The sequence below is a fragment of the Caproiciproducens galactitolivorans genome (assembly GCF_004768785.1).
In the GTDB taxonomy this organism is placed as follows: domain Bacteria; phylum Bacillota; class Clostridia; order Oscillospirales; family Acutalibacteraceae; genus Caproiciproducens; species Caproiciproducens galactitolivorans.
Genome location: NZ_SRMQ01000011.1, coordinates 40,793 through 64,723, shown reverse-complemented (window position 1 = coordinate 64,723; position 23,931 = coordinate 40,793). Strand labels below are relative to the sequence as shown.

20 protein-coding genes, 2 tRNA genes, 1 rRNA gene and 1 riboswitch are annotated in these 23,931 nt (G+C 49.2%); of the genes, 16 read left to right on the top strand and 7 right to left on the bottom strand.

Annotated features, from left to right (window positions below; translation table 11 throughout):
- The first annotated feature begins 190 nt into the window (after positions 1-190).
- The 5 genes from CAGA_RS10675 (at position 191) to CAGA_RS10655 (ending at position 3,055) form a co-directional block, all read left to right on the top strand.
- A tRNA-Lys gene (locus CAGA_RS10675) sits at positions 191-266 on the top strand.
- A 55-nt stretch (positions 267-321) separates the two neighbouring features.
- A tRNA-Glu gene (locus CAGA_RS10670) sits at positions 322-396 on the top strand.
- Positions 397-465: 69 nt separating this feature from the next.
- Positions 466-582: ribosomal RNA gene (gene rrf, locus CAGA_RS10665) — 5S ribosomal RNA — on the top strand.
- Positions 583-712: 130 nt separating this feature from the next.
- A riboswitch (purine riboswitch) is annotated at positions 713-814 on the top strand.
- A gap of 52 nt (positions 815-866) precedes the next feature.
- Positions 867-1,829, top strand: coding sequence for an EamA family transporter (locus tag CAGA_RS10660; protein WP_135660668.1), 963 nt, complete (start codon positions 867-869; stop codon positions 1,827-1,829).
- 248 nt (positions 1,830-2,077) lie between these two features.
- Entirely contained in the window at positions 2,078-3,055 is a 978-nt protein-coding gene (locus tag CAGA_RS10655) for a Gfo/Idh/MocA family protein (protein WP_135660666.1), read from the top strand.
- A 61-nt stretch (positions 3,056-3,116) separates the two neighbouring features.
- On the opposite strand, the gene CAGA_RS10650 is transcribed toward CAGA_RS10655, so the two are convergent.
- Entirely contained in the window at positions 3,117-3,611 is a 495-nt protein-coding gene (locus CAGA_RS10650) for a MarR family winged helix-turn-helix transcriptional regulator (protein WP_135660664.1), read from the bottom strand.
- Positions 3,612-3,881: 270 nt separating this feature from the next.
- On the opposite strand from CAGA_RS10650, the gene CAGA_RS10645 reads away from it, so the two are divergent.
- From CAGA_RS10645 to CAGA_RS10625, 5 genes are all read left to right on the top strand, one after another.
- Positions 3,882-4,703, top strand: a complete 822-nt coding sequence (locus CAGA_RS10645; RefSeq protein ID WP_135660662.1) for a hypothetical protein — start codon at positions 3,882-3,884, stop codon at positions 4,701-4,703.
- Between the two features lie 39 nt (positions 4,704-4,742).
- On the top strand, positions 4,743-6,110 hold the full coding sequence (locus CAGA_RS10640; RefSeq protein WP_135660659.1) for an efflux RND transporter periplasmic adaptor subunit: 1,368 nt from the start codon (positions 4,743-4,745) through the stop codon (positions 6,108-6,110).
- 13 nt (positions 6,111-6,123) lie between these two features.
- Positions 6,124-6,858, top strand: coding sequence for an ABC transporter ATP-binding protein (locus CAGA_RS10635; protein WP_135660657.1), 735 nt, complete (start codon positions 6,124-6,126; stop codon positions 6,856-6,858).
- Complete coding sequence (locus CAGA_RS10630) at positions 6,849-8,108, top strand: ABC transporter permease (RefSeq protein ID WP_135660655.1); 1,260 nt, start codon at positions 6,849-6,851, stop codon at positions 8,106-8,108. The genes CAGA_RS10635 and CAGA_RS10630 overlap by 10 nt, the downstream gene beginning before the upstream one ends.
- 219 nt (positions 8,109-8,327) lie before the next feature.
- A complete protein-coding gene (locus tag CAGA_RS10625; RefSeq protein WP_135660653.1) occupies positions 8,328-8,840 on the top strand; it encodes a nitroreductase family protein in 513 nt (170 codons plus the stop codon).
- Between the two features lie 93 nt (positions 8,841-8,933).
- Here the strand turns inward: CAGA_RS10625 and gatB are convergent, their stop codons facing one another.
- The 6 genes from gatB to pdxR form a co-directional block, all read right to left on the bottom strand.
- The gene (gatB, locus tag CAGA_RS10620; protein WP_135660651.1) at positions 8,934-10,352 is read right to left on the bottom strand and encodes an Asp-tRNA(Asn)/Glu-tRNA(Gln) amidotransferase subunit GatB; all 1,419 of its coding nucleotides are present in this window, start codon (positions 10,350-10,352) and stop codon (positions 8,934-8,936) included.
- Positions 10,349-11,812 carry an Asp-tRNA(Asn)/Glu-tRNA(Gln) amidotransferase subunit GatA gene (gene gatA, locus CAGA_RS10615; protein ID WP_135660649.1) on the bottom strand — a complete coding sequence of 488 codons (1,464 nt, stop codon included), beginning with the start codon at positions 11,810-11,812 and terminating at the stop codon, positions 10,349-10,351. Before gatA ends, gatB begins: the two co-directional genes overlap by 4 nt.
- Before the next feature lie 9 nt (positions 11,813-11,821).
- A complete protein-coding gene (gene gatC, locus CAGA_RS10610) occupies positions 11,822-12,100 on the bottom strand; it encodes an Asp-tRNA(Asn)/Glu-tRNA(Gln) amidotransferase subunit GatC (RefSeq protein ID WP_135660647.1) in 279 nt (92 codons plus the stop codon).
- A gap of 19 nt (positions 12,101-12,119) precedes the next feature.
- Entirely contained in the window at positions 12,120-13,871 is a 1,752-nt protein-coding gene (aspS, locus tag CAGA_RS10605; protein WP_135660645.1) for an aspartate--tRNA ligase, read from the bottom strand.
- Positions 13,872-14,029: 158 nt separating this feature from the next.
- Complete coding sequence (pepT, locus tag CAGA_RS10600) at positions 14,030-15,247, bottom strand: peptidase T (RefSeq protein WP_135660643.1); 1,218 nt, start codon at positions 15,245-15,247, stop codon at positions 14,030-14,032.
- 114 nt (positions 15,248-15,361) lie between these two features.
- The gene (pdxR, locus tag CAGA_RS10595) at positions 15,362-16,741 is read right to left on the bottom strand and encodes a MocR-like pyridoxine biosynthesis transcription factor PdxR (protein WP_135660641.1); all 1,380 of its coding nucleotides are present in this window, start codon (positions 16,739-16,741) and stop codon (positions 15,362-15,364) included.
- 118 nt (positions 16,742-16,859) lie between these two features.
- Here pdxR and CAGA_RS10590 point away from each other — a divergent pair, with 118 nt between their 5' ends.
- The 6 genes from CAGA_RS10590 (at position 16,860) to CAGA_RS10565 (ending at position 23,849) form a co-directional block, all read left to right on the top strand.
- Positions 16,860-17,390 carry a TIGR04002 family protein gene (locus CAGA_RS10590; protein ID WP_135660639.1) on the top strand — a complete coding sequence of 177 codons (531 nt, stop codon included), beginning with the start codon at positions 16,860-16,862 and terminating at the stop codon, positions 17,388-17,390.
- 12 nt (positions 17,391-17,402) lie between these two features.
- The gene (locus tag CAGA_RS10585) at positions 17,403-17,975 is read left to right on the top strand and encodes an ECF transporter S component (protein WP_135660637.1); all 573 of its coding nucleotides are present in this window, start codon (positions 17,403-17,405) and stop codon (positions 17,973-17,975) included.
- 87 nt (positions 17,976-18,062) lie between these two features.
- Positions 18,063-19,376 carry a lipopolysaccharide biosynthesis protein gene (locus tag CAGA_RS10580; RefSeq protein WP_167875223.1) on the top strand — a complete coding sequence of 438 codons (1,314 nt, stop codon included), beginning with the start codon at positions 18,063-18,065 and terminating at the stop codon, positions 19,374-19,376.
- Positions 19,377-19,717: 341 nt separating this feature from the next.
- Positions 19,718-20,233: a MarR family winged helix-turn-helix transcriptional regulator gene (locus CAGA_RS10575; protein ID WP_135660634.1), complete on the top strand. Its 516-nt coding sequence runs from the start codon at positions 19,718-19,720 to the stop codon at positions 20,231-20,233.
- A complete protein-coding gene (locus CAGA_RS10570; RefSeq protein ID WP_135660632.1) occupies positions 20,230-21,960 on the top strand; it encodes an ABC transporter ATP-binding protein in 1,731 nt (576 codons plus the stop codon). Before CAGA_RS10575 ends, CAGA_RS10570 begins: the two co-directional genes overlap by 4 nt.
- The gene (locus CAGA_RS10565; protein ID WP_135660630.1) at positions 21,960-23,849 is read left to right on the top strand and encodes an ABC transporter ATP-binding protein; all 1,890 of its coding nucleotides are present in this window, start codon (positions 21,960-21,962) and stop codon (positions 23,847-23,849) included. Before CAGA_RS10570 ends, CAGA_RS10565 begins: the two co-directional genes overlap by 1 nt.
- The last annotated feature ends 82 nt before the right edge of the window (positions 23,850-23,931 follow it).

The following is a 23,931-nucleotide window of genomic DNA, read 5'->3' as shown; positions in this document are numbered from 1 at the left end:
GCGTGTGTAAGCACGGTAACGTGTTCAGCTTGGCAGTACTAATAGGCCGAGGGCTTGACCATATTTTTCTTGGTCTCCCTCATTTCTCACTTCTGCTTTGTTTCCTTTATTCAGTTTTCAGTGTACAGAAAGTACAGAAGAAAAAGAGCAAACGGGGAAACCCGGAGCGTGCAGGCTCAACCTGCCATATGCACCATTAGCTCAGTTGGTAGAGCACCTGACTCTTAATCAGGGTGTCCCGGGTTCGAGTCCCTGATGGTGCACCATTAAGAAGTCGGAACAGGGGCCGGAAGCCTCTGACCTCTGCGTCTGACAGTATATGGCCCGTTGGTCAAGCGGTTAAGACACCGGCCTCTCACGCCGATAACGGGAGTTCGATTCTCCCACGGGTCACCAATTGCGAAATGTCCATTGATATAGATTAGCAGATAAATTGATATCCGCACAGCAATGTGTGAAATATTAGTTGGTGCTGATGATGATGAGGGTCCACCCGTTCCCATTCCGAACACGGAAGTTAAGCTCATCGATGCCGAAGATACTTGGCTGGCAACGGCCCGGGACAATAGGAAGGTGCCAACACATAGCGATAGGGACGCCCGAAAGGATGTCCCTATGTTTTTGTTTTGCATCAATTTATACATGAAATTTTTTTAAACCCCGTGATGGGTTGACATAAACTTGCTTTTTCGGTATTATAAAATATGTGCTGTAAAAAAATAAAATAATTCCACGTATAACCCCGCAAATTGGTAGGGCGGGGGTTTCTACAGGGAGCCTTAACTTCCTAACTACGGATACTTTTATCGGTAGTTAGGATTTTTTTGTCTATTGAAAGCTTTTTACATAAATCAGGAGGGAAATGAATGAAGTATTACGTTTCAGTTTTTTTAGGAGCAATGAGTTATGGAATTTTATCAACGATCGTTGTGCTGGCCTATGGAGAAGGGTATCACCTCGGCGAGGTGGTAGGCTCCCAAATGTTCATGGGCTTCGTCTTGTCATGGCTGCTGGCATTTTTTATCAAAATGAAAGAACGGTATCGCCGCAGGAAGGGCGTCTTGTCAACATCCTGCGGTTCTGCTAAGGCTTTAACATGGAAAAATCGGCTGCTCCTTATGCTGGCCGGAACGGCGACCGTTGCAACCAGTTTGGTATACTATCAATCACTCCGCTACAATTCAGCGTCGCTGGCGGTCGTGCTACTATTCCAGTTTACGTGGATGACTACACTAATTCAGGCGGTTTCCAGGCGTCAGCGGCCTAATCGCGTCATGATACTGACGCTGCTGATTCTTCTTGGAGGAACCGTGTTTGCTGCCGGATTACTGGAACAGGGTTCAACGCACCTAAGCATGCCAGGGATCGTGTTGGGGCTTCTTTCGGCAGTCACTTACACCCTGTTCGTGTTGTTTAACGGAAAAGCCGTGCCGGATGCCCATCCCGCTTACCGCAGCGCCTGGATGATAACCGGAGCATTCACCGTTCTCTGTATTGTTTTTCCGCCGCGCTTTTTGTTTCAGGGCTTTTTTGGTGGGAAATTGATGTTATTCGGTTTCCTATTAGGAACATTCGGGGCTTTTATTCCACCTTTATTATATGCCGTCGGGGTGCCGCACATCGGTGAGAGTATGGCCGGTATTTTAGGGGCTGTGGAGCTTCCGGTTGCTGTATTTATGTCTTCCACCGTTTTACACGAGCAGGTCAGTTTTGTGCGGTGGGCCGGAGTCGCCTTGATTTTATTCGGCGTGATGTTCCCTAAACTGCATACGTTAAAACAAAATCGGGATACTTCCCAGTTAAAAACAAAAGCCCATAAGTCCGTATAGAAAACAAAATTTGTTTCAGAAGTCTGGAAACCCGCCCTTTTTTGGGGCGGGTTTTTCGGTACAAAACTGAAATGTGTATGGGAGTAAATTTCTTTTTTCTCGAACCGATATACTATAGGAACGATTCCCTTATCCGGCTGAGAACAATAAATCCTCGACTGGACATCCTGTTTCCGCAAGGGTACTGGATCGCTCTTTCGTAAGCATACGTTTATAAAATGCGAATTTCACAGTTAGGAGAATGCATCATGGTACGAATCGGAATTGTAGGTACGGGCAATATGGGAGCCGTACATTGCAGCAATTATGCCCTTATGGATGACTGTCAGGTTGTTGCGGTGGTAGGGAAATCTTCCCGGGGAAAAGAGAGGGCGAAGGAGTGGGGATTGCCGGTGTATGACTCCATTTCCGAGATGGTTCAGCAGGAAACGATCGACCTGGTGGATATCTGTACGCCGACTTTCCTGCACAAACAGCAGGTCATGGAAGCGCTGGAACTGAAAAAGCACGTTATCTCGGAAAAGCCGCTTGCCCTTTCAAAAAAGGACGCGGAAGAAATGTATCGTACTGCTTCGGAAAAGGGGGTACAGCTATACGTAGCACAAGTGCTGCAGTTTACGAAAGAAACAGAGATATTGCGCAATCTGGTGCAAAGCGGGGTATACGGTTTGGCATTGGACGCGCAGTTTGAGCGCCTTTCGGCTTGCCCGCGCTGGTCGCAGGGAGGATGGCTGTTCGACAGGGAAAAAAGCGGCCTTTTGCCGTTTGACCTGCATATTCATGATCTTGACCTGATGGTCAGCCTGTTTGGAAAACCGGAGGCTTTTTCCTATACCAGCTGCGCCGGCAGGGGAAGAGATTATCCGGAGCATTGCCGCTTTCTGTATTCCTATAAAGACCGGAATGTTTGCGCCGAAGCGGCATGGCTGCATGCGGATATTCCCTTCATAGCCCGATGGAGGGTCTATTTTGAAAACGCAATGGTCATCTATGATGGAACGCGGGTTACAGCATATTTGTTAGCTCACGAACCGCTCGTGCTGGTTGCAGAGGATAAAGTGCAAACGGACCGAAAGAAAGCCCTGTCCGACGGATGGTATTACAGGGAATTGAGCCATTTTATCGAGTGCGTAAAAAATGGTGTCCCTTCTCCCTATGTCCGACGCGAACAGGTGCTCACGGTTCTGGATATACTTGAAAACATTGCAAGGGATATTCCTTCGTAATTTCATATCGTTTGTTGTTAAATGGAAAAAGCGCCCGTTATCCGGACGCTTTCCTTTATACCTATATTTTTGCTTCTACACGGGGTTCCGTATTTCGCGTTTGCCCTTTTCCCGGCATAATTTTTTTCACAATGCTTTTGATTGTCTGCGTAGCTTCTATCAGCGCGGCTTTGTCTTCTTCGGAAATTTGCTTAAACTGTAACCGGAGAAGCTCGACCGCCTGCTGCGTTGATTTTTGTATTTGGACGCGCCCGAACTTAGTTAGCTGGATGAGAACAAGGCGGCGGTTCGTTTTATCTTCCACCCGTTCCACATACCCCTTCTCCACCAACGCATTGATGATTTTGGTCATATGCTGCTTGGAAATATCCATTTCGGTTGAAAGCTGTGTCATACTGAGCAGTTCCCTTGACTCCAAAATGCGGATTGCGCGAACCTGCGTAGGGGTAAGATTGCCCAGCGACTTTTGTTCGATCGGCCGTAAGAAGGTTTCGTTAATCTGCGGAACAATGCTTAATAAAGCGGCAATCAGCTCGTTAAAGTTTGCGGAATCCATCTATATTCACCTGCCGGTTGTGTTTATTTGCTTACGTATTATAGACTTAAAGTAAACAAATGTCAATAATTAACTTTTTGTTAACTTTCAACCATGGTTTACTTTCCTATTTACTTTGAAAAATAAATGCGCTATACTACAATACACTGGAGGAAAAATACGACATAAAGAGGTGATTTCTTGTGAAAGGAGTGGGGTAGCCATACTGTTTTACAGGAAAAGGACTGAACACGAATTTTTATCTCATCCATGAAAGGAAGGGTATCGAATATGAAAAAAGCCGTCAGTTTTCTTATCATGTTTGCGTTTGTGTTGTCCATCACGGTTCCGGCGTATGCAAAAACAAAATCGGAAACCGTTACCGTATCGCTGGACAAAATAGAGGATCTTCTGATAAACCCAACCAGTGAAGAACTGCTAAACGCTCAGCTGCTATACCTCACCTGCTGCAATGACGCGCTGAAAACTGCTACCAATGCCAATACATATGACAGCAAGGCGCAGGAACTGGCCATTGCAGAAAAAAAGCTGGAACTTGGCTATATCTCCCAGAAGGAGTATGAAGACATAGCAAAAAGCTTGAAAGATACGTCCACCAGCCAGGTAACGGATACCAACACCCGCGCCCAGAACCTGCTGAGCCTTCGGCATATGTTCGGTTTGGACGACGATGACAAGATGATCGTTAAGGCGGCGGACTACAGCAAAATTAACCTTAATAAAATCAATAACGCAAGCTATAAGAGAGATTTAAAGGACAATGATTTGAATGACCTTTCCGGCAGCGACGCGACCGACACGGAGCTTACAGGGAAAGTGGAAGCGTTAAAGCGTTCGTATGACGCCTTATATCAGGCCAGCCTGACGTATCAGACTTCGCTGACGGATTACCAGAAGAAAGAGGCTGACGCCAAGCTGACGCAGTCCAAGTACCAGCAGGGATACGCAACCAAACAGGAGGTTGACGATATTAACCGGGAGCTTTCCACAATGAAAATCACGGTGGATATAAACAGGAATAATCTGTACGCCGCATATTTGAAATATGATTTCCTGCGCAATAACCCCGACGAATATCAATCCTTTCATTAATGAGTAGAATGGTGTTCGTTGAATAGGAGTATTTTAGGGATGAAATTGAATATTTTCAGTAAATTGTTCGGTAAATTGAACTTCAAAAAAATTAAAAAGAAAAAACGTTTTCTTATACTTGGCGTTCTTATACTTGTTGTAGTGGGATTTTTTACGCTGAATAAACCGGCTGCCGGCAAAGAGATGGGGCTGGCGAAAACCAGCACGACGGTGCTGCAAAAAGGGAACCTTCGGGATACCGTGAATGTGTCCGGAACGGTAAAAAGCAAAACGTCCAAAAATGTTTATACAACGCTGACCTTTCCGATAAAGGAAGTAAAAGTCGAGGTAGGGGATAAGGTGAAAGCCGGTGACGTACTGGCGATTTTGGATACCTCTACGCTGGATAAGGAATTGGAAAGCGCCAAATCTAGTACAGATTCCGTGGAGGCGACCAATAAGCTCACTCTTGAAAAGGCAAAAGCGGATTATGACAATGCCCTTTATCAGTACAAAAACAACCTGAACAGCGAGCTGATTAATGCGAAATCGGCTGTCGATGCCGCCCAGCAGGATCTGAAAGCAGCACAGAATAGCTATAATTACAATAAATTTATGTATGATCAGGGGCAGCTTTCCAAAATGGCGCTGGATCAGGAACAGATCAAGCTGCAAAATGCGCAGAATGCATATGACAAAGCTGTTGTTAACTTGAAAGCTACACAAAATAAGGTGCAGCAGGATTTGCAGACAGCGAAAAATACATATGAAGCCACGTTGGCGAAATCAAAGGACAAGAGCCAGCGAATTACTTTGGAAAAGCAGCAGAAAACCTTGCAGGATTCCATTATCAGGGCGCCTGTGGACGGTACCGTTACCGCTTCCAATGCAACCGTCGGCTCCACGCCAAATGGCGCTCTGTTTACCATTGACGACACAGACAATTTAAAGGTAATCGCGGAAGTGAAGGAATTCGATATCGGTAGGGTTGCTGTTGGCAAAAAAGTGGATATTAAGACAGACTCCACCGGAGATAAGGTTTTTTCCGGCGTCGTAACGAAAATCGCCCCTGCGGCAACGGCCAGCACACAGGGAACCAGCAACGTTACTTTCTCGACCGAGATTACGATTACTGACAAAAGCAAGGAAATCAAAATTGGAATGAAGGCGCGTATGAATATTATTATCAATGAAAGAACCGATGTTTACACCGTTCCTTACGATGCTGTACAGTACAAGGAAGACGGCAGCGCGTTCGTATACACAGCGGTAAAGGAAAAGGACGTTTACGTAGCCAAGGAGCTGCCGGTTAAAACCGGGCTTGCCAACGATATTTCCATTGAAATTTCCGGTCCCGGCGTCAAAGACGGGGTGCAGGTTGTCAGCAATCCGGATAATATAAAAGCCGGTTCCCCTCTAAACCTGTAAAGGGGGCTGAGGTATGAGCGGTAAAGTAATTATTGATATGCAGCACATCGTAAAAAATTTTTACATCGGGACACCGAACGAGCTGCATATTATTAAGGATATCAGCTTGACGGTAAACGAAGGGGATTTCGTATCGATCGTCGGCGCTTCCGGTTCCGGTAAAAGTACCCTGATGAATATGATCGGTGTGCTGGATCGCCCCACTTCGGGGGAATATGTGCTGGACGGTATTCCGGTTGCACAAATGTCGGACAATGAAATGTCCGACGTTCGCAATCGGAAAATCGGGTTTGTGTTTCAGACCTATAACCTGATTCCCCGCAGCAGCGCATTGAAAAACGTGGAGCTGCCGATGCTGTATGCGGGCGTGGACAGAAAGATGCGCACAAGGCGCGCTAAAGAGCTGCTCGATCTGGTCGGAATGAAGGAGAGAATGCACCATAAGCCCAATGAGCTGTCCGGCGGACAGAAGCAGAGGGTGGCCATCGCAAGGGCGCTTGCAAACGATCCGGCAATGATACTGGCGGATGAACCCACCGGCGCGCTGGATTCTTCAACTGGCCGCATGGTCATGGATCTTCTGCATAAGGTTCATAAAGAAGGCGGCAAGACGATCGTCCTGATTACCCACAACAATGATTTGGCCTCCGAAACAGAACGGATTATAACCATTAAGGACGGGATGATCATATCCGACGTTTCCAATAATCCGAAGCAGGAAGAAAAGGTGGAAGCTTCATGTTCCTGAAAGAAAACATACTTCTTGCGATTGCAGGATTAAAATCAAATAAAGTCCGGGCGTTGCTTACCATGCTCGGCATCATCATCGGCATCGGCTCGGTCATTGCCATCGTTACCATCGGAAATGCGGTAACTTCCAGCGTGTCGGATACGTTCTCGTCCATGGGCGCCAACAATATCATGGTGAACGTGGCGGAGCGGGACGACCAGGATGGCAGGGGCCCGAGCGGAAAAATCGACGATGACGATTTAATCTCCCTGGAACAGCTGGAGCGGTTTCAGGAGCGGTACGCTGATCAGATCGGCGCGCTGTCGGTTACGTGCGGCGGGGGCAGCGGCAAGGTAAAGGATGGCCGGCTGTACGCAAATGTAAGCATTGAGGGCGCAAACGAAGGCACCAAGGAAATTAGTAATATAAAAATGCTGAAGGGTCGCTTTCTGAAAGCGAAGGACGTCAATGCCATGCGCAAGGCGGCGGTTGTATCGGATAAGCTGGTACACAATATCTTCAAGGATAAAACGGACCCACTAGGAAAGGAAATCAATATCTACAAGGATGACGGCGTTGATTCCTATACGATTGTCGGCGTGTACAAGTACGAGCAGAACGCCTTTCAGGGAGGGGGGCAGACTGCTTCGGATAAGGATATCAGCACCACGCTGTACATTCCCGTTACGGTCGCGCAACAGACGGCGGAAAATAAGAATTTCCAGTACTTTATGGTAAAATCGAAGCCGACCGTCGACACAGCCGTATTCGCGGATACCGTGCAGAAGTACTTTGACGGGCTTTATGCCAACAATGAGAAATACACTTGCCAGATTCAGAATATGGAAAGTTATTTGGAACAAGCTACCTCTACACTAAATACCATTTCCGTCGCTGTTGCGGCGATCGCGGCGATTGCGCTTTTGGTAGGCGGAATCGGCGTAATGAATATCATGCTGGTTTCCGTAACCGAAAGGACGCGCGAAATCGGTACCCGCAAGGCGCTGGGCGCGCGAAGCATTTATATTAAAATGCAGTTCATCGTGGAATCGATTATCATTTGTGTAATCGGTGGAATTATCGGCGTGCTTTTAGGAATAGGGTTAGCGTCCATCGGCGTGAACCTGCTCCATGCCACCTTAAAGATTTCCATACCGGTCATCATCATCAGCGTGGGCTTCTCCATGTGCATCGGCATATTTTTTGGCTACTACCCCGCAAGCAAGGCGGCGAAGCTCGATCCGATCGAAGCACTGCGTTACGAATAACCAAGCAAAAGGCGGGCGCATTTGCACCCGCCTTTGAACTTGTTTTCCATTGGCAGGGCGGAAATTTACACCGCTCTGCGCTTTCTTTTGCTTACTCCTGATTTTATAATATATTCAAAAAATGTAATTGCGAAAAGAGAGCAGCTACGCTATAATGGTAACAATTATAACTTGGAAAAGCGCGCCGGGGACGCGCGCGAGTAAAGGAGGAAATAGAAAATGTCATACAACCGCGTTATTGAAACATTGCTCGAACGGCGCTCTGTCCGCTCCTACCGGCCGGAACAGGTTTCAGAAGAAGAGCTGGCCGATATTCTGCATGCAGCAAAATATGCACCAACGGCAAGGGGGCTTCAAGCGAGGCATTTTACCGTTATTCAGAATAAGCAGTTCCTTGCGGAAATCGCTGCTGCAGCTACTGGAAACGAAAACGATTCCCCGTTCTATCATGCGCCGACGGTCATTGTGCTCTCCGCTCCGCAGGAGGCGAAGTATGGGCGCGAGGACTGTGCCTGTGCAATTATGAATATTATGCTTGCTGCCGAGGCGCTGGGGATTGGCACGTGCTATATCTGTTCCGCTTTGGATGCTTTGCGGAGCGACAAAATTCTTAGCCGTCTGAAGCTGCCGGAGGGGTATGTCCCATATGGCAGCGTTGCGGTAGGTTACGCAAAGGAGCACGCGGCGCCTCCCAAGGAACGCTGCACCGACGACATCAGTTATATTCAGTAAAGCATTGAAAAACGGGGGCGCCGATTGCAGCGCCCCCGTTCTCTTATATTTCTTAACTTTCCGGCTGCCGGCGGATGATTCCGCGCGGCAGTTTTATTTTTTAATAAGCTGGACCAGAAGCTTCTCCGCTTCGATTGCATCTGCTTTTCCTCGTGTAGCCTTCATTACGGTGCCCAGAATGGCCTTCAGGGCTTTTTCTTTGCCGCCAAGGTAATCGGATACCGCGTTTTGATTCGCGGAAATTGCTTGTTCGCAGGCGGCTCTGAGCGCATCCGGATCCAAGCCGCCCATATCGCTTTCGCTGATCAGTTCACTAGGTTTTTTTCCGGTGTCGAGCATTTTTTCAAGCGTAGCCTTTAATAGGTTCATCCGGATTTTGCCTTCATCCAAAAGGCGTACCAGAGCGTTCAGATTTTCAGGTGTTACCTTTACCGAGAAGTTTTCCTTAGCGCCTTCGCCTTCCAGACGGCTGAACATCTGGCCGATTATGCAGTTTGCGACGGTTTTCGGATTCTTTACGCCCTTTATGGCCGCTTCAAAATATTCGGAGATCCTGCGGTACTGCGTCAAGAGCAGGGCGTCGGCTTCCGGAAGCCCAAGTTCTTCCATATAGCGTTTCGCCTTTTGCTGCGGAAGTTCGGGAAGCTTTTTCTTAAGCTCGCTGATCATTTCCTCCGATACCTGAATGGTGACCAGATCCGGCTCGCGGAAATAGCGGTAGTCATGCGCGTCCTCTTTGCCGCGCATGCTTTCGGTGCTTTCTTCCTCTTCGTTATAGCGCCGCGTTTCCTGCACAACTTGTTCTCCGCTTTCCAAAAGGTCAATCTGGCGGTTTATTTCATAATCCATCGCTTTTGCCATGTGGGCGAAAGAGTTCATATTTTTGATTTCGGTCCGTGTACCGAATTCCTCCGACCCCACCGGGCGTACGGATATGTTTACGTCGCAGCGCATGGAGCCTTCCTGCATTTTGCAGTCGGAAACGCCGATAAAACGCATGATGAGCTGCAATTTTTCAAGGTATTCCTTCGCTTCGTCAATGCTGCGGATGTCCGGCTCCGAAACAATCTCAATCAGCGGCACGCCGCCGCGGTTGTAATCCACATAGGTGTTGCTGCGCTGATGGACCAGCTTACCGGCGTCCTCTTCAATATGGATTCTTGTCAGCCGGATTTTCCGGCCATTGCTCAGTTCCACCCAGCCGTTTTTGCACAGCGGCATGTCGTACTGGGAAATTTGGTACGCTTTTGGCAAGTCCGGGTAGACATAGTTTTTACGGTCCATTTTGGAAATGCGGCTGATTTCGCAGTTCGTTGCAAGACCGGCCAAAATTGCGTACTCCACCACCCGTTTGTTCAGCTTTGGCAGCGTGCCGGGAAGCCCAATGCAGATGGGGCAGCAGTGCGTGTTCGGCTCGCCGCCGAATTCGGTGGTGCAGGAACAGAAAATTTTCGTTTTGGTAGCGAGTTCAATATGTGTTTCCAGTCCGCAGACCAGTTCATACTTTGTCATAGCTTAACCCCCATTTCCGCCGTGCGGAACATCTGGCCGTCTGTGGCAATTTCATACTGGTGCGCGATATTCAGGATGGTTGCCTCGCAGAAGCGGTTGCCGATCAGCTGCATGCCGATCGGAAGCCCGGCAGTGTCAAACCCGCAGGGAATGGAAACAGCGGGGAGCCCGGCAATATTCACTGGAACGGTGCAGATATCCGTCTGATAGGTTTCGACTGCGTCCTTCGCTGTGAAATTCAGCGGAAAGGCGGTCATGGGGACGGTGGGCGCCAACATGACATCACATTTTTGGAACGCGTCTTCAAACGCTTTGATCAGCTCGCCGCGCAGGTTCTGCGCCTTTTTATAGTAAGCGTCGTAATACCCGGCGCTCAACACATAAGTGCCGAGCAGAATCCGGCGCTTCACTTCTTTTCCAAAGCCCTCGTTGCGTGTTTTGCACACCATTTCGTTGCGGTCGGCGTAATGGGCGGTTTTGTAGCCGTAGCGAATGCCGTCGTAACGTCCCAGATTGGAGGAAGCCTCCGCACAGGCCAGAATATAGTACACTGGCAGGCTGTATTTCAAAGAGGGCATATCAAAATAGACAATCTGTGCCCCCAGCGATTCGAAAACCTTAATTGCGTTTTGTATCGCGCTGTTCACGTCGTCTCGGATGCCGTTGAAATATTCCTTCGCAATGCCGATTTTTCTGCCCTTGATGCTGTTTTTTAGGCTTTCGCAGACCGGCGCGTTGACTTTTCCGCGCGAAGTGGAATCTTTTTCATCATAGACCGAAATAGTGTCGTAAACGATGGCAGCGTCTTCCACGTTCTGCGTAATCGGTCCGATCTGGTCGAAGCTCGACGCATAGGCGATCAGGCCGTAGCGCGAAACCGCGCCGTAGGTCGGCTTTAGGCCGGTCAGCCCGCAGAAGCTGGCGGGCTGGCGGATGGAGCCGCCGGTGTCGGAACCCAGCCCGTAAACGGCAAGATTGCCGCCGACTGCCGAAGCGACGCCGCCGGAGCTTCCACCCGCGACGCGGGACGTGTCGTGCGGATTCAAAGCGCCGCCGAAGCAGGAGGTTTCACAGGAAGAGCCCATGGCGAACTCATCCATGTTTGTCTTGCCGAGCAGAACGGCATTCTGCTTTTGCAGCAATTCCCAAACCGTCGCGTCATAGATCGGCACATAACCGGTCAGAATTTTGGAACAACAGGTTGTTTCGATTCCCTTTGTGGAAATATTGTCCTTGAGGGTCATCGGAATCCCTTCCAAAGGGAGAAGGGGTTCGCCGGACGCAATTTTCCGGTCGACGCGTTTTGCCGTTTCAAGTGCCGTTTCCGGAGTGAAGCGGACGTAGGCGTTGATTTTTTGATTGTCCTTTTCCATTGCCTCAAGGTAGGCCTTTGTAAGCTCTAGGCAGCTAATCTGCCCGGAAGCCATCTGTTCGCTTAGTTTTTTAATCCGACTTTCCATCCGTACCTCCTACATGCGTTTTTTAACCAGAAAATATCCCTCGTCCTGGCTTTCCGCGTTTTTAAGAATTTCCTCCCGGTCATAAGAAGGAACGACAATATCCTCACGGAAGGCATTGGACAGGCCGTTGATATTATCAAAATCGGTTGCCTGCGGGCAGGCGTCGTTAATGGTATTGGCAAAGCCGATAATCTCATTCATATCCTTTGTAAGCTCGTCTAATTCTTCGGGGCTGACGGAAAGCTTCGCCAGATTTGCAATATTCAGGATGTCTTCATGCGTGACCATAAAAATGCCTCCTTCGGCTTTACTTTCTCAGGCGGATATGCACTTCGCGCAGCTGCCGCTCGGTTACCTCGTTCGGCGCGCCCATCAATACGTCCTGCGCGTTAGAATTCATCGGGAAAGCGATAACTTCGCGGATGTTTTCCTCGCCGGTAAGCAGCATAATCATGCGGTCCACGCCCGGCGCCATACCCGCGTGCGGCGGCGCGCCGTACTGGAAGGCGTGATAAAGCGAAGTGAACTTATTTTTAATGTCTTCTTCCGTATAGCCGGCAATTTCAAAGGCTTTCACCATGATTTCCAGGTCGTGGTTGCGAACCGCGCCGGAAGAAAGCTCAACGCCGTTGCAGACAATGTCGTACTGGTAGGCAAGGATATCCTCCGGCTTTTTGTTCAGAAGCGCGTCCATACCGCCCTGCGGCATGGAAAACGGGTTATGAGTGAAGACATAATTGCCGGTTTCCTCATCGATTTCATACATGGGGAAGTCAACGATGAAGCACATCTGATAGGAATCCTTGTCAATCCGGTTCAGCCGTTCACCAAGCTGGGTGCGGATTTGCCCGGCAAACTTCGGCGCGTTTTCGCGGTCGTCTGCAATAAAGAAAATGACGCAACCGGGTTTCAGCCCTGCGCGGCGGATAAGCTCTGCACGGTCTTCCTCGGACAGGTATTTGTTGATCGGGCCTTTATATTCGTTTTCACCGGTTACGCTGATGTAGCCGAGCCCCTTCATGCCGATATCCGTTGCAAATTTCAGCATATTCTCAAAGAAGCTCTTCGGCTGGGAAACGCAGTCCGGCACGTTGATTGCCCGGACGGTTTTGCCCTTAAACGGGGCAAAGTCCGTGTTTTCAAATAAATCGGAAATATCGATGATTTCCAGCGGATTGCGCAGATCCGGTTTGTCTGTGCCGTATTTCAGCATGGCTTCCTGGAACGGAATGCGCGGAAACGGCGCTTTGGATACGGTTTTATCGGAAAATTTCGAAAATGTCTCGCTCAGAACTTCCTCCGCAACGGAGAAAACATCCTCCTGCGTGGCAAAGGCCATTTCGAAGTCCAGCTGATAAAATTCGCCCGGAGAACGGTCCGCGCGGGCGTCCTCGTCCCGGAAGCAGGGCGCAATCTGGAAATAGCGGTCAAAGCCGGATACCATCAGAAGCTGCTTGAAAATTTGCGGAGCCTGCGGCAGCGCGTAGAATTTGCCCGGGTGCTTCCGGCTTGGAATCAGGTAATCGCGCGCGCCTTCCGGAGATGAAGCGGAAAGAATCGGGGTTTGGATTTCCAGAAAGCCCAGCTCCGTCATCTTGTTACGCAGAAAGGAAAGAATCTGCGAACGCAGAACAATATTTTTGTGCACCTTCGGGTTGCGCAAATCAAGGAAGCGGTACTTTAAGCGAAGATCCTCCTTGGTTTCTTTCGACATTTCCACCTCAAACGGCAGGTTGGAAAGCGATTTGCCCAGAACGGTGAGCGAAGTTACCTTCACTTCCACAGTACCGGTCTTTATTTTGGGATTAATGGTATCCTGGTCACGCAGCACGACTTTACCGGCGGCGGAAACAGTGGATTCTTTTGTGACATTATTCAGCAGATTATTGTCGTAGATGACGATCTGAACGATGCCGTAATGGTCACGCAGATCGACGAATTTTACGCCGCCGTGGTCGCGGATATTTTCGACCCAGCCTGCGACGCGTACTTCGCGGCCAATGTCATTCTCGCTGATTTCACCGCACAGATGTGTGCGATATTGGTTGACACAAATCATAATCCCATAGTCCCCTTTAGCATTTCTATATTATAAAACAAAATTATACCATAAAGTACCTTGCGCTTCAATGAAAATTCAATAATCTTCGGGAAAAAAGCGACTGCACTTTATCACTTTACTATATCATATTTTTGAATAAAATGCGATACAAAAATTCAAAATGCTTTCAAGATATTAATTATTACTTCGACCATGCTGTCCATTGCCTGTACCGGGATGTACTCGAAACGGCCGTGGAAATTGTGCCCGCCGGTGGAAAGGTTGGGACAGGGCAGCCCCATAAACGACAGGCGCGCGCCATCCGTTCCGCCCCGGATCGGCACGATTTCCGGCTCCACGCCCGCGTCGCGCATGGCTTTCTTTACCCGGTCGATGATGTGCATATGCAGTGCGATTTTTTCCTTCATATTATAGTAGGAATCCTTTAGGTTCAGTTCAACCGTATTTTTCCCGTATTTTTCATTCAGGTACACGGCGATTTTCTCGAAACGGGCTTTCTTTTCGGTGAATTTGTCCATGTCATGGTCGCGGATTATATAGTGGAGGACTGCCTTTTCTTCGTCGCCTTCCATGTGGCACAGGTGATGGAAGCCTTCGTAACCTTCCGTGCAGGAAGGAATTTCGTTCGGCGGAAGCATGGAATTGAATTCTATCGCCATGAGCTGTGCATTTTTCATCCGGTTTTTCGCGTCGCCCGGATGAATGTTTACGCCGTTAACCGTTACGACGGCGGACGCCGCGTTAAAATTCTCGTACTCGATTTCGCCCAGCTTCCCGCCGTCCACCGTATAGGCAAAATCCGCTCCGAAGCGTTTTACGTCGAACCTGTCCGCCCCGCGCCCGATTTCCTCGTCCGGCGTAAAGGCAACCGCGATTTTTCCATGTTTTATTCCGCTGTTTTGCAACTGTTCGACGGCGGTCAGGATTTCCGCAATACCGGCCTTGTCGTCGGCGCCCAGAAGAGTGGTGCCGTCCGTCACAATCAGGTCCTTGCCTTTGTAATCCACAAGGCTTCCGAACTCCGCCGGGCTAAGGACAATATTGCGTTCCTTATTGAGCAGAATGTCGCCGCCGTCGTAATTTTTCACAATCCGGGCGTTGATATCCGCGCCCTTTGCGGAGGGGCTTGTATCCATATGGGCAATCAGCCCGATTACAGGCGTTTTTTCGCCGCAGTTGGCGGGGAGCGTGCCGTAAACGTAGCCGTCCTTGTCCATTTCGGCGTCGCTGATGCCGAGGGCTTTCATTTCCTCCACCAGCGCCTTTGCCAGCAGCTTTTGGTTGTCCGTACTGGGACAGCGGTCCTCCGGCGCATTCTCGTCCGAGGTCGTGTCAAAGGTCACATATTTTAATAATCTTTCATATGCTTTCATCCATTAATGCTCCTTTTGTCGGTATTTTTTTCTATTTTACTCCTTCGAATGGGAAATAACAATTCAGAGCTGCAAAAGTACATCCCTTCATGATTCGATTTCTATTTGCAATGGCTATAGGGCAAATTTCCATGCGCTTTTCAGGTACGCAACCGCGTCTTCAATGTCATCAATGGGAATGCCCGCAAATCCGAGCATCACCTTTGGAAAACTGGAACCCTTTGCCGGCATAATGGCAACGCCCTGTTTTTCCGCGAGCTCGCACAGCTTCGCCGCGGTTTTATCGGTTTTTACCGTCAGGATTACACTAAGGAGGGTTTCTTCCAGCAGGATTTCAATTCGGTCTCCGAATGCGTTTTTTAAGGCCTTTATCAGCTGCGTGCTTTTTGCGGCGTAAAGCTTGCGCAGCCGCCGAAGTTGGCGCTCCATTTGCCCGCTTTTAATATAATTGCTCAGGGCGAGCTGTTCGGTTTTTGAAGCGGTTTGATTGTAGCGGTTTGCCCGCGCGCGGTAGCGTTCCAACAGCTTCGGGGGAAGCACCATGTATCCGATTCGAACGGAGGGCAGAAGCAGTTTGGAAAACGAACCAATATAGACGATCTGCTCCCCGTTCATGCCCTGCATAGCGGGGATGGGTCTGGCTTTATAGCGCAGTTCGCCGTTGTAGTCGTCCTCAATAATAATCGCTCCGGTTTCCTGCACCCAGTTTAACAACTCGTAGCGTCGGTTCATCGGAAGGCTCATCCCGGTTTGAATCCGGTTGGACGGACTGATAAACAATACTTTTGCTTCGCTTTCCTTTAGTGCGTCCATGCGGATCCCGCTCTCGTCGGAGGGGAGACGCACAACCGTCAGGCCACAATCGCCGAATACCTGTTCCGCCTGTAAAAAGCCGGGCTCTTCCATCGCAACGCGACGGCTGGTTTTGCCTAGCAGGCCGCACAGAATGGAAAGCAGCGGCTGCGTACCCGCGCCGATGACGATTTGCTCTGGGGCGGCGACAACGCCGCGCACGCCATAGCTGTACGCCGAAAGGGCTTCGCGCAGCGCCTGCTCGCCCTGGTGCTCGCCGTAGGAAGCTAAGACATCATGTCGGTTCAGCACGTCGCGGATATGGCGGCGCCAGGCTTTGAGGTCAATGTTTTCACTATCTACGCTGTCGCTTCCGAAATTGTAGCGGATTTTTGCGCGGCGGGTCGGATTCGGGCTGATCTGTACGGACTTCTGTCTTGCGGTTTCGTCGCGGACAGAGGTCAGCACGAAATATCCGCGCCGAGGGCGGGATTGAATGTATCCTTCCACGCTGAGCTGCTGATAGGCCGTTTCGACCGTCGTGCAGCTTAACTTCAAATCTTCCGCCAGTTTCCGTATGGAAGGGAGCCGGTCCCCTTTTTTCAGATGTCCCGCATGAATGGCAGACTGAATGGAAAGGTAGAGCTGCTGATACAGCGGCGTATCGGATTGATTATCTAAAAGAAGAAAGTCGTATGTCATGCTTTGCTCCTTGAACTGTACTGGTCAAATTTTTATAAACTGTATATTTTAATATGAACAGTTATCCGCTATTATTATAGCACAGCTTTAAAGCAGTTCAAGAAAAGGAGTGGTTTTTATGGAGACGAAACAATACAATACAAAAACCTATGTTTTGACGGCTTTGTTTGCCGCACTGATTTTTTTGGTTACAGCATATGTTCTTCACATTCCAACCCCGGCGACGGGCGGATATATCCATTTGGGCGACGCGGTGCTTTACCTTGCGGCAAGCGTCCTGCCTACGCCGCTTGCCGTTGCGGCGGGAGGAATCGGGGAGGCGCTGTCCGATGCGATGACCGGAAGCGTTGTTTACGCCCTTCCGACCTTCCTGATAAAATCGGCAATGGTTCTTTGCTTTGCTTCGGCGGGCAGGAAAATTGTTACGAAGCGGAATATTGCCGCTGCGGTTTTTGCAGGTGCTATCTGTGTTGGCGGATACTATCTTACGCAAGTGTTTCTCTATCACAGCTTTGTATCCCCGCTGGTGGAAATCCCCGCAAACCTAGTTCAGGCTGGTTCGAGCGCGGTTATTTATATTCTTGCCGGCAATGCGCTGGACAGGGTGAATATCAAAAACCGCCTCGGCGGGACGGAACTGCGTGGCTAAGGAGGACTTTTTATGAATATGCTGAAGAATAAAAAAACGACGGTAAGTATTGCCTTAACTGGGCTGATGGGTGCTTTGGTGCTGGTTGGAACCTATATGAATATCCCAATTCCTGTTTTGGGCGATAGAACGATGCTCAGTTTGGGAAATGTGTTCTGTATCCTGTCCGGCCTTGTGCTCGGGCCGCTTTACGGGGGTCTTGCCGCGGGAGTCGGTTCGTTTATTTTCGACATAACCGGAGGCTGGGCCTCCAGCGCGCCTTTTACGCTTGTCTTTAAATTTATCATGGCGTTTGTGTGCGGAACCATAGCAAACGGCGGGAAGCAGGCGAAGAAAAAACTTTCCCGCCTGATCATAGCCGCGGTTTCCGGGTCCCTTACCTATAGTATTTTGTACCTGACCAAATCCTATATTGAAGCGGTGCTTTTGGGAAATTCCGCACAGGCGATTCAGATGCTCCTAATAACCAAGGGCTGCGCAAGCCTGACCAATGCCATTATCGCGGACTGCGTGGCGGTCCCCTTATTCCTTGCCATCTCTAAGGCTCTGTTTGATTATAAAATTACCGGCCGCCTGCGCCAATAATTCCCCAAATATTGTTATCTTTCATCTGCCATGCTATAATATACCTTATGCATGTTTGTACAGATTAAGGTATTAGGAGTTTCGTTGATGAAAGATAAAAAAGAACCGAAAATCAGAAGTTCGATCGTGCGTGATGCACTCAGTACCTTCGGAACCACCCTTTTCGGCGCGGTTATGGGCTTTGTTTCCTCGCTTGTTATCACCGGCATTCTGGATCCGGCTTCCAAAGGGTATATTACCCAATTGCAGTATGTAGGCACGCTTTTGGTTACTTTCCTATCCATGAGCGTCAGCTCGGCGGTTATTTATTACACCTCTCGCTACGGCTTGAAAAATGTGAGAAAGGCGCTCACAACCATTTGTATCTGGATTATTGTGCTGATTGCCGTTGTGGGCTTTGCCAGCGTGTTCATCCTTCGGGACAGTTACTTTGCCGATACTCCGTTTCTTTACAGCGCGCTCGCCGTTGTTTACGGTGTCTTTTCCTTTTTATCCACGATTTACACCTGTGTTCTGCGCGGGGAAAATAAATTCAGCGCGTACAATATCATTACGCTGATTCAGCGGATTCTGACGACGGTTTTCGCGTTCAGCGTATTTTTCTGGAAAACGCCGATGGTGATTATCCTTTCCAGCATCCTGATTATGGTTGCGATGATTTTTATGTGCATTTTTGCACTTCGTCGCGGCCCGGAGCAAGAGATTCCGGAGGAAAACGACATTGTTGTCGGCGCCGGGGCGATTGTAAAATACAGCTTGAAATCCCATATTTCCAATATTTTGACTTACCTAAATACTTACGCCGCAAATTTTATTGTAAAGGGGTATTATAAAGTCGCTGCGCTCGGCGTTTATTCCTTTGCGTCCACTTTGATGGAGCAGGTTTGGCTCTTGCCGAATGCTGTCAGCATGGTCATCATGTCGCGGATTGCCGGAATGAGGGTACAGGAGGATAAGGTGAAGCTGACGCTGATGTCCTGTAAAATCGTGACCTATATCACTTTCATCTGTGCCTTTTTGCTGACTGTAGTCGCACAGGTTTTCGTACCGATTATATTTCCGAAATATATTGCGGCTGTTCCCGCGCTACGCATCCTGATTGTGGGTTCTATTTTTATCACTTACGCGAAGGTGCTTAATAATTCCATCGCGGCTTATGGCAAACCGGAATTGAACATTATCCCTACTGCCATCGGCGTGGCGTTTAACATCATCTTTAGTTTTTTGCTAATTCCCGGTTTGGGGATCAATGGCGCGGCATTGTCGACCTCTGTTTCCCTGACAGCGCAGGGGGTAACCTCCATTGTTATTTTCTGCCGTTTTACACAGACGCCGTTTTACAAGTTGCTTTTCCCCAGCAAGGAAGAAATTGCAATCGTAAAGCGGGTGCTGAAAAGATAAATACAGATTGTATTTATTTCTGAAATATTACAAAGAGTACTTACAAGCAAATTACAGAAGGTATAATTTAAGCCATAATATACAAAGCCGCTCCGCGTTTTGCGGGGCGGTTTCTCTTTTCGGAATTTTAAAACCGAAGTAAAATGCAAACAGCGGAGCAAAAGCAGAACAATCAAAGGGGCGTACCGTACATACGGGACGCCCGATTTATGCTTTCATACTTTTGTACTTGCCGCTATGCAAAATAAGGATTAATTTTTATCTTGACTTTTCACAATAATCGGATTAAAATAGTTAACCGGTTAATTTTTAACCGGTTAAATTATAAGGAGGGGATTTTGATGAATGACGATATACGCTTTATCGTTGGTCTGTTGGGACAGATCCATATCCTTCACCGAATATACGTTCACCGCGCACTTTCGGCGACGGATATTTATTTTGGGCAATTTCCAATTTTGGAATATGTGGAAAAGCACGAGAAATGCACGCAGAGAGAGCTTGCGGATACGCTTCAAGTGTCCCCGCCTTCCATAGCGACTTCCGTTAAGCGTATGCAGAAAACCGGACTGCTGGAAAAAGAAAACGATGAAAATGATTTGCGGCGCACCCGTATTTCGATTACCGAAAAGGGAAGGGCTCAGATGAATCAATGCCGCCGGGCGTTTGATATGATTGATTTGCAGATGTTCGAAGGTTTTTCGGAAGAGGAGACCGCTCTGTTTAAAGAGTATCTGAGCCGTGTGATAGCAAACTTGACAACGGATGAATTCCGAGGTAAAACGATGTTCTCTCTTATTCAAACGATGACAAATGAAAAACATGCGCAATTGCGGGGAAAGGAAGGATCCATTTGATAAAGAGGCTTGCACCTTTTGTGCGTAAATATTGGTGGGCTACGCTCCTTGCGCCGGCAACCATTATTTGCGAGGTGTTAATTGAAATTCGGATCCCGGTGTTAATGGCCGAGATTGTCGATAGAGGGATTTCCAGCAAGGATATCTCCTATGTGGTTAGGACCGGCGGGATTATGGTTATCATGGCGCTGCTATCCCTTTTGATGGGAACTGTTTCCGCGCGCTTTTCGTCGGTTGCCAGTATGGGCTTCGGCAGCGAGATACGCGCCGGATTATTTGAAAAAGTACAGGAATACTCCTTTTCGAATGTGGACAAATTCAGTACCGCGTCGCTGGTTACCAGGCTGACAACGGACGTTAGCAATGTGCAGATGGCGTTTATGATGCTGATTCGCATTGCGGTGCGCGCGCCGATTATGCTGGTGGGTGCTACCTTTATGGCGTATTATATCAATTCCAGGCTGGTAACCATTTTCTTGGTGGCGATTCCCGTACTGGCGTTCATGCTGTTTACCATCGGAATTGCCACATTTCCAAAATTTCAGGCGATGCTGCGGAAATACGACGCGATGAACGCTTCGGTGCAGGAAAACCTGATATCCATCCGTGTGGTAAAGGCTTTTGTGCGTTCCATGCATGAAAAGATGAAATTCAAAAATGCAAACGATGGCCTGATGACCGCCTCTATTAAGGCGGAGCGCATCCTTCAATTGAATATGCCCGTCATGCAGTTGACCATGTATGCCTGCATTGTGTCCATCATGTGGTTCGGGGGCAACATGGTTATCGTCGGCGGGATGAAGACCGGTGAGCTGATCGGCTTTGTCAGTTATGTTACACAGATTCTCATTCAATTGATACTTCTCTCCATGGTGTTTATTCAGATGATTATATCCAGGGCTTCCGCAAGCCGCATTGTGGAAGTGCTGGAAGAACGTATTGATATAACGGATGAGGGAGCGGAGGAAGGGCTTAAGGTCAAGGACGGCTCCATTTGCTTCGAGGACGTTTCGTTCCGCTACAACCGCAGCGCGCACGAGAATATCCTCAAGCATATTAATCTGGATATTAAATCGGGGGAAACCATCGGCATTATCGGCGCGACGGGTAGTGCGAAAAGCACGCTGGTCCAATTGATTCCGCGCTTGTACGATGCGACCGAGGGCCGGGTGCTTGTCGGCGGCAGAGATGTTCGGGACTATAAAATCAGGGAGCTTCGCGACGCGGTAAGCATGGTGCTGCAAAAGAATGTGCTGTTTTCCGGAACGATCAAGGAAAACCTGAAGTGGGGAAATGAAAACGCGACGGACGAGCAGATTGTGGAGGCCTGTAAAGCAGCACAGGCGCACGACTTCATTATGAGCTTCCCGGACGGTTACGAAACCGACTTGGGGCAGGGCGGCGTCAATGTGTCCGGCGGGCAGAAACAGCGCCTTTGCATTGCGCGCGCGTTGCTGAAGAACCCGAAGATTCTGATTCTAGACGACAGCACCAGCGCGGTGGATACCGCAACGGACGCAAAAATCCGCGAAGCCTTTCGGGAAAAGCGCCGGGATATTACCACCATTATCATTGCACAGCGCATTACCTCGGTATGCGATTCCGACCGGATTATCGTAATGAACGAAGGAGAAATCAGCGCGGTTGGAACCCATGAGGAATTGCTGCACACCAGCGAAATTTATCGCGAGGTATACGAATCCCAACAGAAAGGGGTTGATGACTGATGCCGGGACCGAGAAGAGCTGCAACGGGTGCAAAGCCGAAAAGCATCCGGAAAACCTTATCCAGAGTTATGGGCTACATTGTCCGTCAGAAGGTAAGGTTCATTCTTATCATTCTTTTTGTTTTGATTGCTTCCTGCGCAAATGTTGCGGGTACGTATTTTATAAAACCTGTGGTGAACAGCATTGTGCCGCTGATCGGCAAACCGGTTACGGCCCAGGATCTTTTGCTGTTTGTAAAGATGGTTTTCATAATGGGTGGCGTCTACCTTGTCGGCGTCCTCGCCACATTTCTATATACCCAGCTTATGGTAAAGGCGGCAAACCGGACGCTGAATGCTGTGCGTACGGATTTGTTCAACCGGCTGCAGGACCTTCCAATCAGCTACTTTGATACGCATACGCACGGGGAACTGATGAGCCGTTTTACGAGTGATGTCGATACCCTGCGCGAGGCAATTTCCATGGGCGTAACGCAGCTTTTGTCCTCCGCGATTACCGTGGTAGGAACTTTTATCATTATGCTCGTGCTCAGCCCGATCCTGACGCTACTTATTGTGCTTATGCTTGCGGTTATGCTGCTGATTATTAAGAAAGTCGGTGGCAATTCCGCCGATTACTTTAAAAAACAGCAAAAGGCGATCGGCGCCGCAAACGGATATATTGAAGAATTGATTGAAGGGCAGAAGGTGGTTAAGGTTTTCTGCCATGAAGACCAGGTGAAGAAGGAATTCGGCGTACTGAACCAAAATCTGCGCCGGGCGGCGACTAACGCGAACTTTTTCGCAAATGTCCTGATGCCGATTATGGGCAACCTTACCTATGTAAACTACGCAATGACGGCCGCCGCCGGCGCGGCGCTTGTGATTACCGGAAGAATGGACATCGGTTCGATCGCCTCCTTCCTGCAGTACACAAGAACCTTTTCGCAGCCGATTACCCAGATTTCGCAGCAATTCAACGTGGTTCTGGCGGCGCTTGCCGGTGCGGAGCGTATTTTTGAAGTAATCGACGCCGAGCCGGAAACGGATGACGGCTACGTAACGCTTGTCAATGTAAAAGAAAATGAGGACGGAAGCCTTTCGGAAACGTCGGAGCGCACAGGGCTCTGGGCATGGAAGCATCCGCACAGCGACGGTACGACCACGTATACGAAGCTGAACGGCGACGTCCGTTTCCAAGACGTTACCTTCAGCTATGACGGAAAGAAAACCGTTCTGCATGACGTTTCCCTTTATGCGAAACCGGGGCAGAAGATTGCGTTTGTGGGTTCCACCGGAGCGGGGAAAACCACCATTACCAACCTGATTAACCGTTTTTACGACGTAAACGAAGGAAATATCGTATACGACGGCATAAATATCAAAAAGATCCGCAAGGACGACCTGCGCCGTTCGCTTGCCATGGTTTTGCAGGATACCCATCTGTTTACCGGGACCGTGCGGGAAAATATCCGCTACGGTAAGCTGGATGCCACCGACGAAGAGGTTGTTGCGGCGGCAAAGTTGGCAAACGCCGATTACTTTATCCGGCATCTGCCGCAGGGTTACGATACAATGTTGACCGGCGACGGCTCGAACCTGAGCCAGGGCCAGCGCCAGCTTCTGGCTATTGCCCGCGCGGCGGTTGCCGACCCTCCGGTACTGATTCTGGATGAAGCGACAAGCTCGATTGATACCCGGACAGAGGCCCTAATTGAAAAGGGAATGGATAAGCTGATGAAAGGGCGTACGGTGTTCGTAATCGCGCACCGCCTGTCTACGGTTCATAACGCGAATGCCATCATGGTTCTGGAGAACGGGGAAATCATTGAGCGCGGTAGCCATGACGATCTGATTCAGCAGCGTGGGAAATACTATCAGCTTTATACAGGGCAGTTTGAACTGGAATAAAGAAAGAGAAAGAACGGGCCATCCGCGGGAGCAATTCCCGCGGATGGCCCGTTTTGGCTGTGTTTTGTTTCACCAGTTTCCG

What these genes read in the sequence shown, in the direction of transcription:
- CAGA_RS10580 (WP_167875223.1), top strand. Translation starts at nt 18,063, where the DNA reads ATGAAAGATAAAAAAGAACCGAAAATCAGAAGTTCGATCGTGCGTGAT.
- CAGA_RS10645 (WP_135660662.1), top strand. Translation starts at nt 3,882, where the DNA reads ATGAAAAAAGCCGTCAGTTTTCTTATCATGTTTGCGTTTGTGTTGTCC.
- CAGA_RS10660 (WP_135660668.1), top strand. Translation starts at nt 867, where the DNA reads ATGAAGTATTACGTTTCAGTTTTTTTAGGAGCAATGAGTTATGGAATT.
- gatA (WP_135660649.1), bottom strand. Translation starts at nt 11,812, where the DNA reads ATGGAAAGTCGGATTAAAAAACTAAGCGAACAGATGGCTTCCGGGCAG.
- CAGA_RS10640 (WP_135660659.1), top strand. Translation starts at nt 4,743, where the DNA reads ATGAAATTGAATATTTTCAGTAAATTGTTCGGTAAATTGAACTTCAAA.
- CAGA_RS10590 (WP_135660639.1), top strand. Translation starts at nt 16,860, where the DNA reads ATGGAGACGAAACAATACAATACAAAAACCTATGTTTTGACGGCTTTG.
- gatB (WP_135660651.1), bottom strand. Translation starts at nt 10,352, where the DNA reads ATGACAAAGTATGAACTGGTCTGCGGACTGGAAACACATATTGAACTC.
- pdxR (WP_135660641.1), bottom strand. Translation starts at nt 16,741, where the DNA reads ATGACATACGACTTTCTTCTTTTAGATAATCAATCCGATACGCCGCTG.
- CAGA_RS10635 (WP_135660657.1), top strand. Translation starts at nt 6,124, where the DNA reads ATGAGCGGTAAAGTAATTATTGATATGCAGCACATCGTAAAAAATTTT.
- CAGA_RS10630 (WP_135660655.1), top strand. Translation starts at nt 6,849, where the DNA reads ATGTTCCTGAAAGAAAACATACTTCTTGCGATTGCAGGATTAAAATCA.
- CAGA_RS10565 (WP_135660630.1), top strand. Translation starts at nt 21,960, where the DNA reads ATGCCGGGACCGAGAAGAGCTGCAACGGGTGCAAAGCCGAAAAGCATC.
- CAGA_RS10585 (WP_135660637.1), top strand. Translation starts at nt 17,403, where the DNA reads ATGAATATGCTGAAGAATAAAAAAACGACGGTAAGTATTGCCTTAACT.
- aspS (WP_135660645.1), bottom strand. Translation starts at nt 13,871, where the DNA reads ATGATTTGTGTCAACCAATATCGCACACATCTGTGCGGTGAAATCAGC.
- gatC (WP_135660647.1), bottom strand. Translation starts at nt 12,100, where the DNA reads ATGGTCACGCATGAAGACATCCTGAATATTGCAAATCTGGCGAAGCTT.
- pepT (WP_135660643.1), bottom strand. Translation starts at nt 15,247, where the DNA reads ATGAAAGCATATGAAAGATTATTAAAATATGTGACCTTTGACACGACC.
- CAGA_RS10625 (WP_135660653.1), top strand. Translation starts at nt 8,328, where the DNA reads ATGTCATACAACCGCGTTATTGAAACATTGCTCGAACGGCGCTCTGTC.
- CAGA_RS10650 (WP_135660664.1), bottom strand. Translation starts at nt 3,611, where the DNA reads ATGGATTCCGCAAACTTTAACGAGCTGATTGCCGCTTTATTAAGCATT.
- CAGA_RS10575 (WP_135660634.1), top strand. Translation starts at nt 19,718, where the DNA reads ATGAATGACGATATACGCTTTATCGTTGGTCTGTTGGGACAGATCCAT.
- CAGA_RS10655 (WP_135660666.1), top strand. Translation starts at nt 2,078, where the DNA reads ATGGTACGAATCGGAATTGTAGGTACGGGCAATATGGGAGCCGTACAT.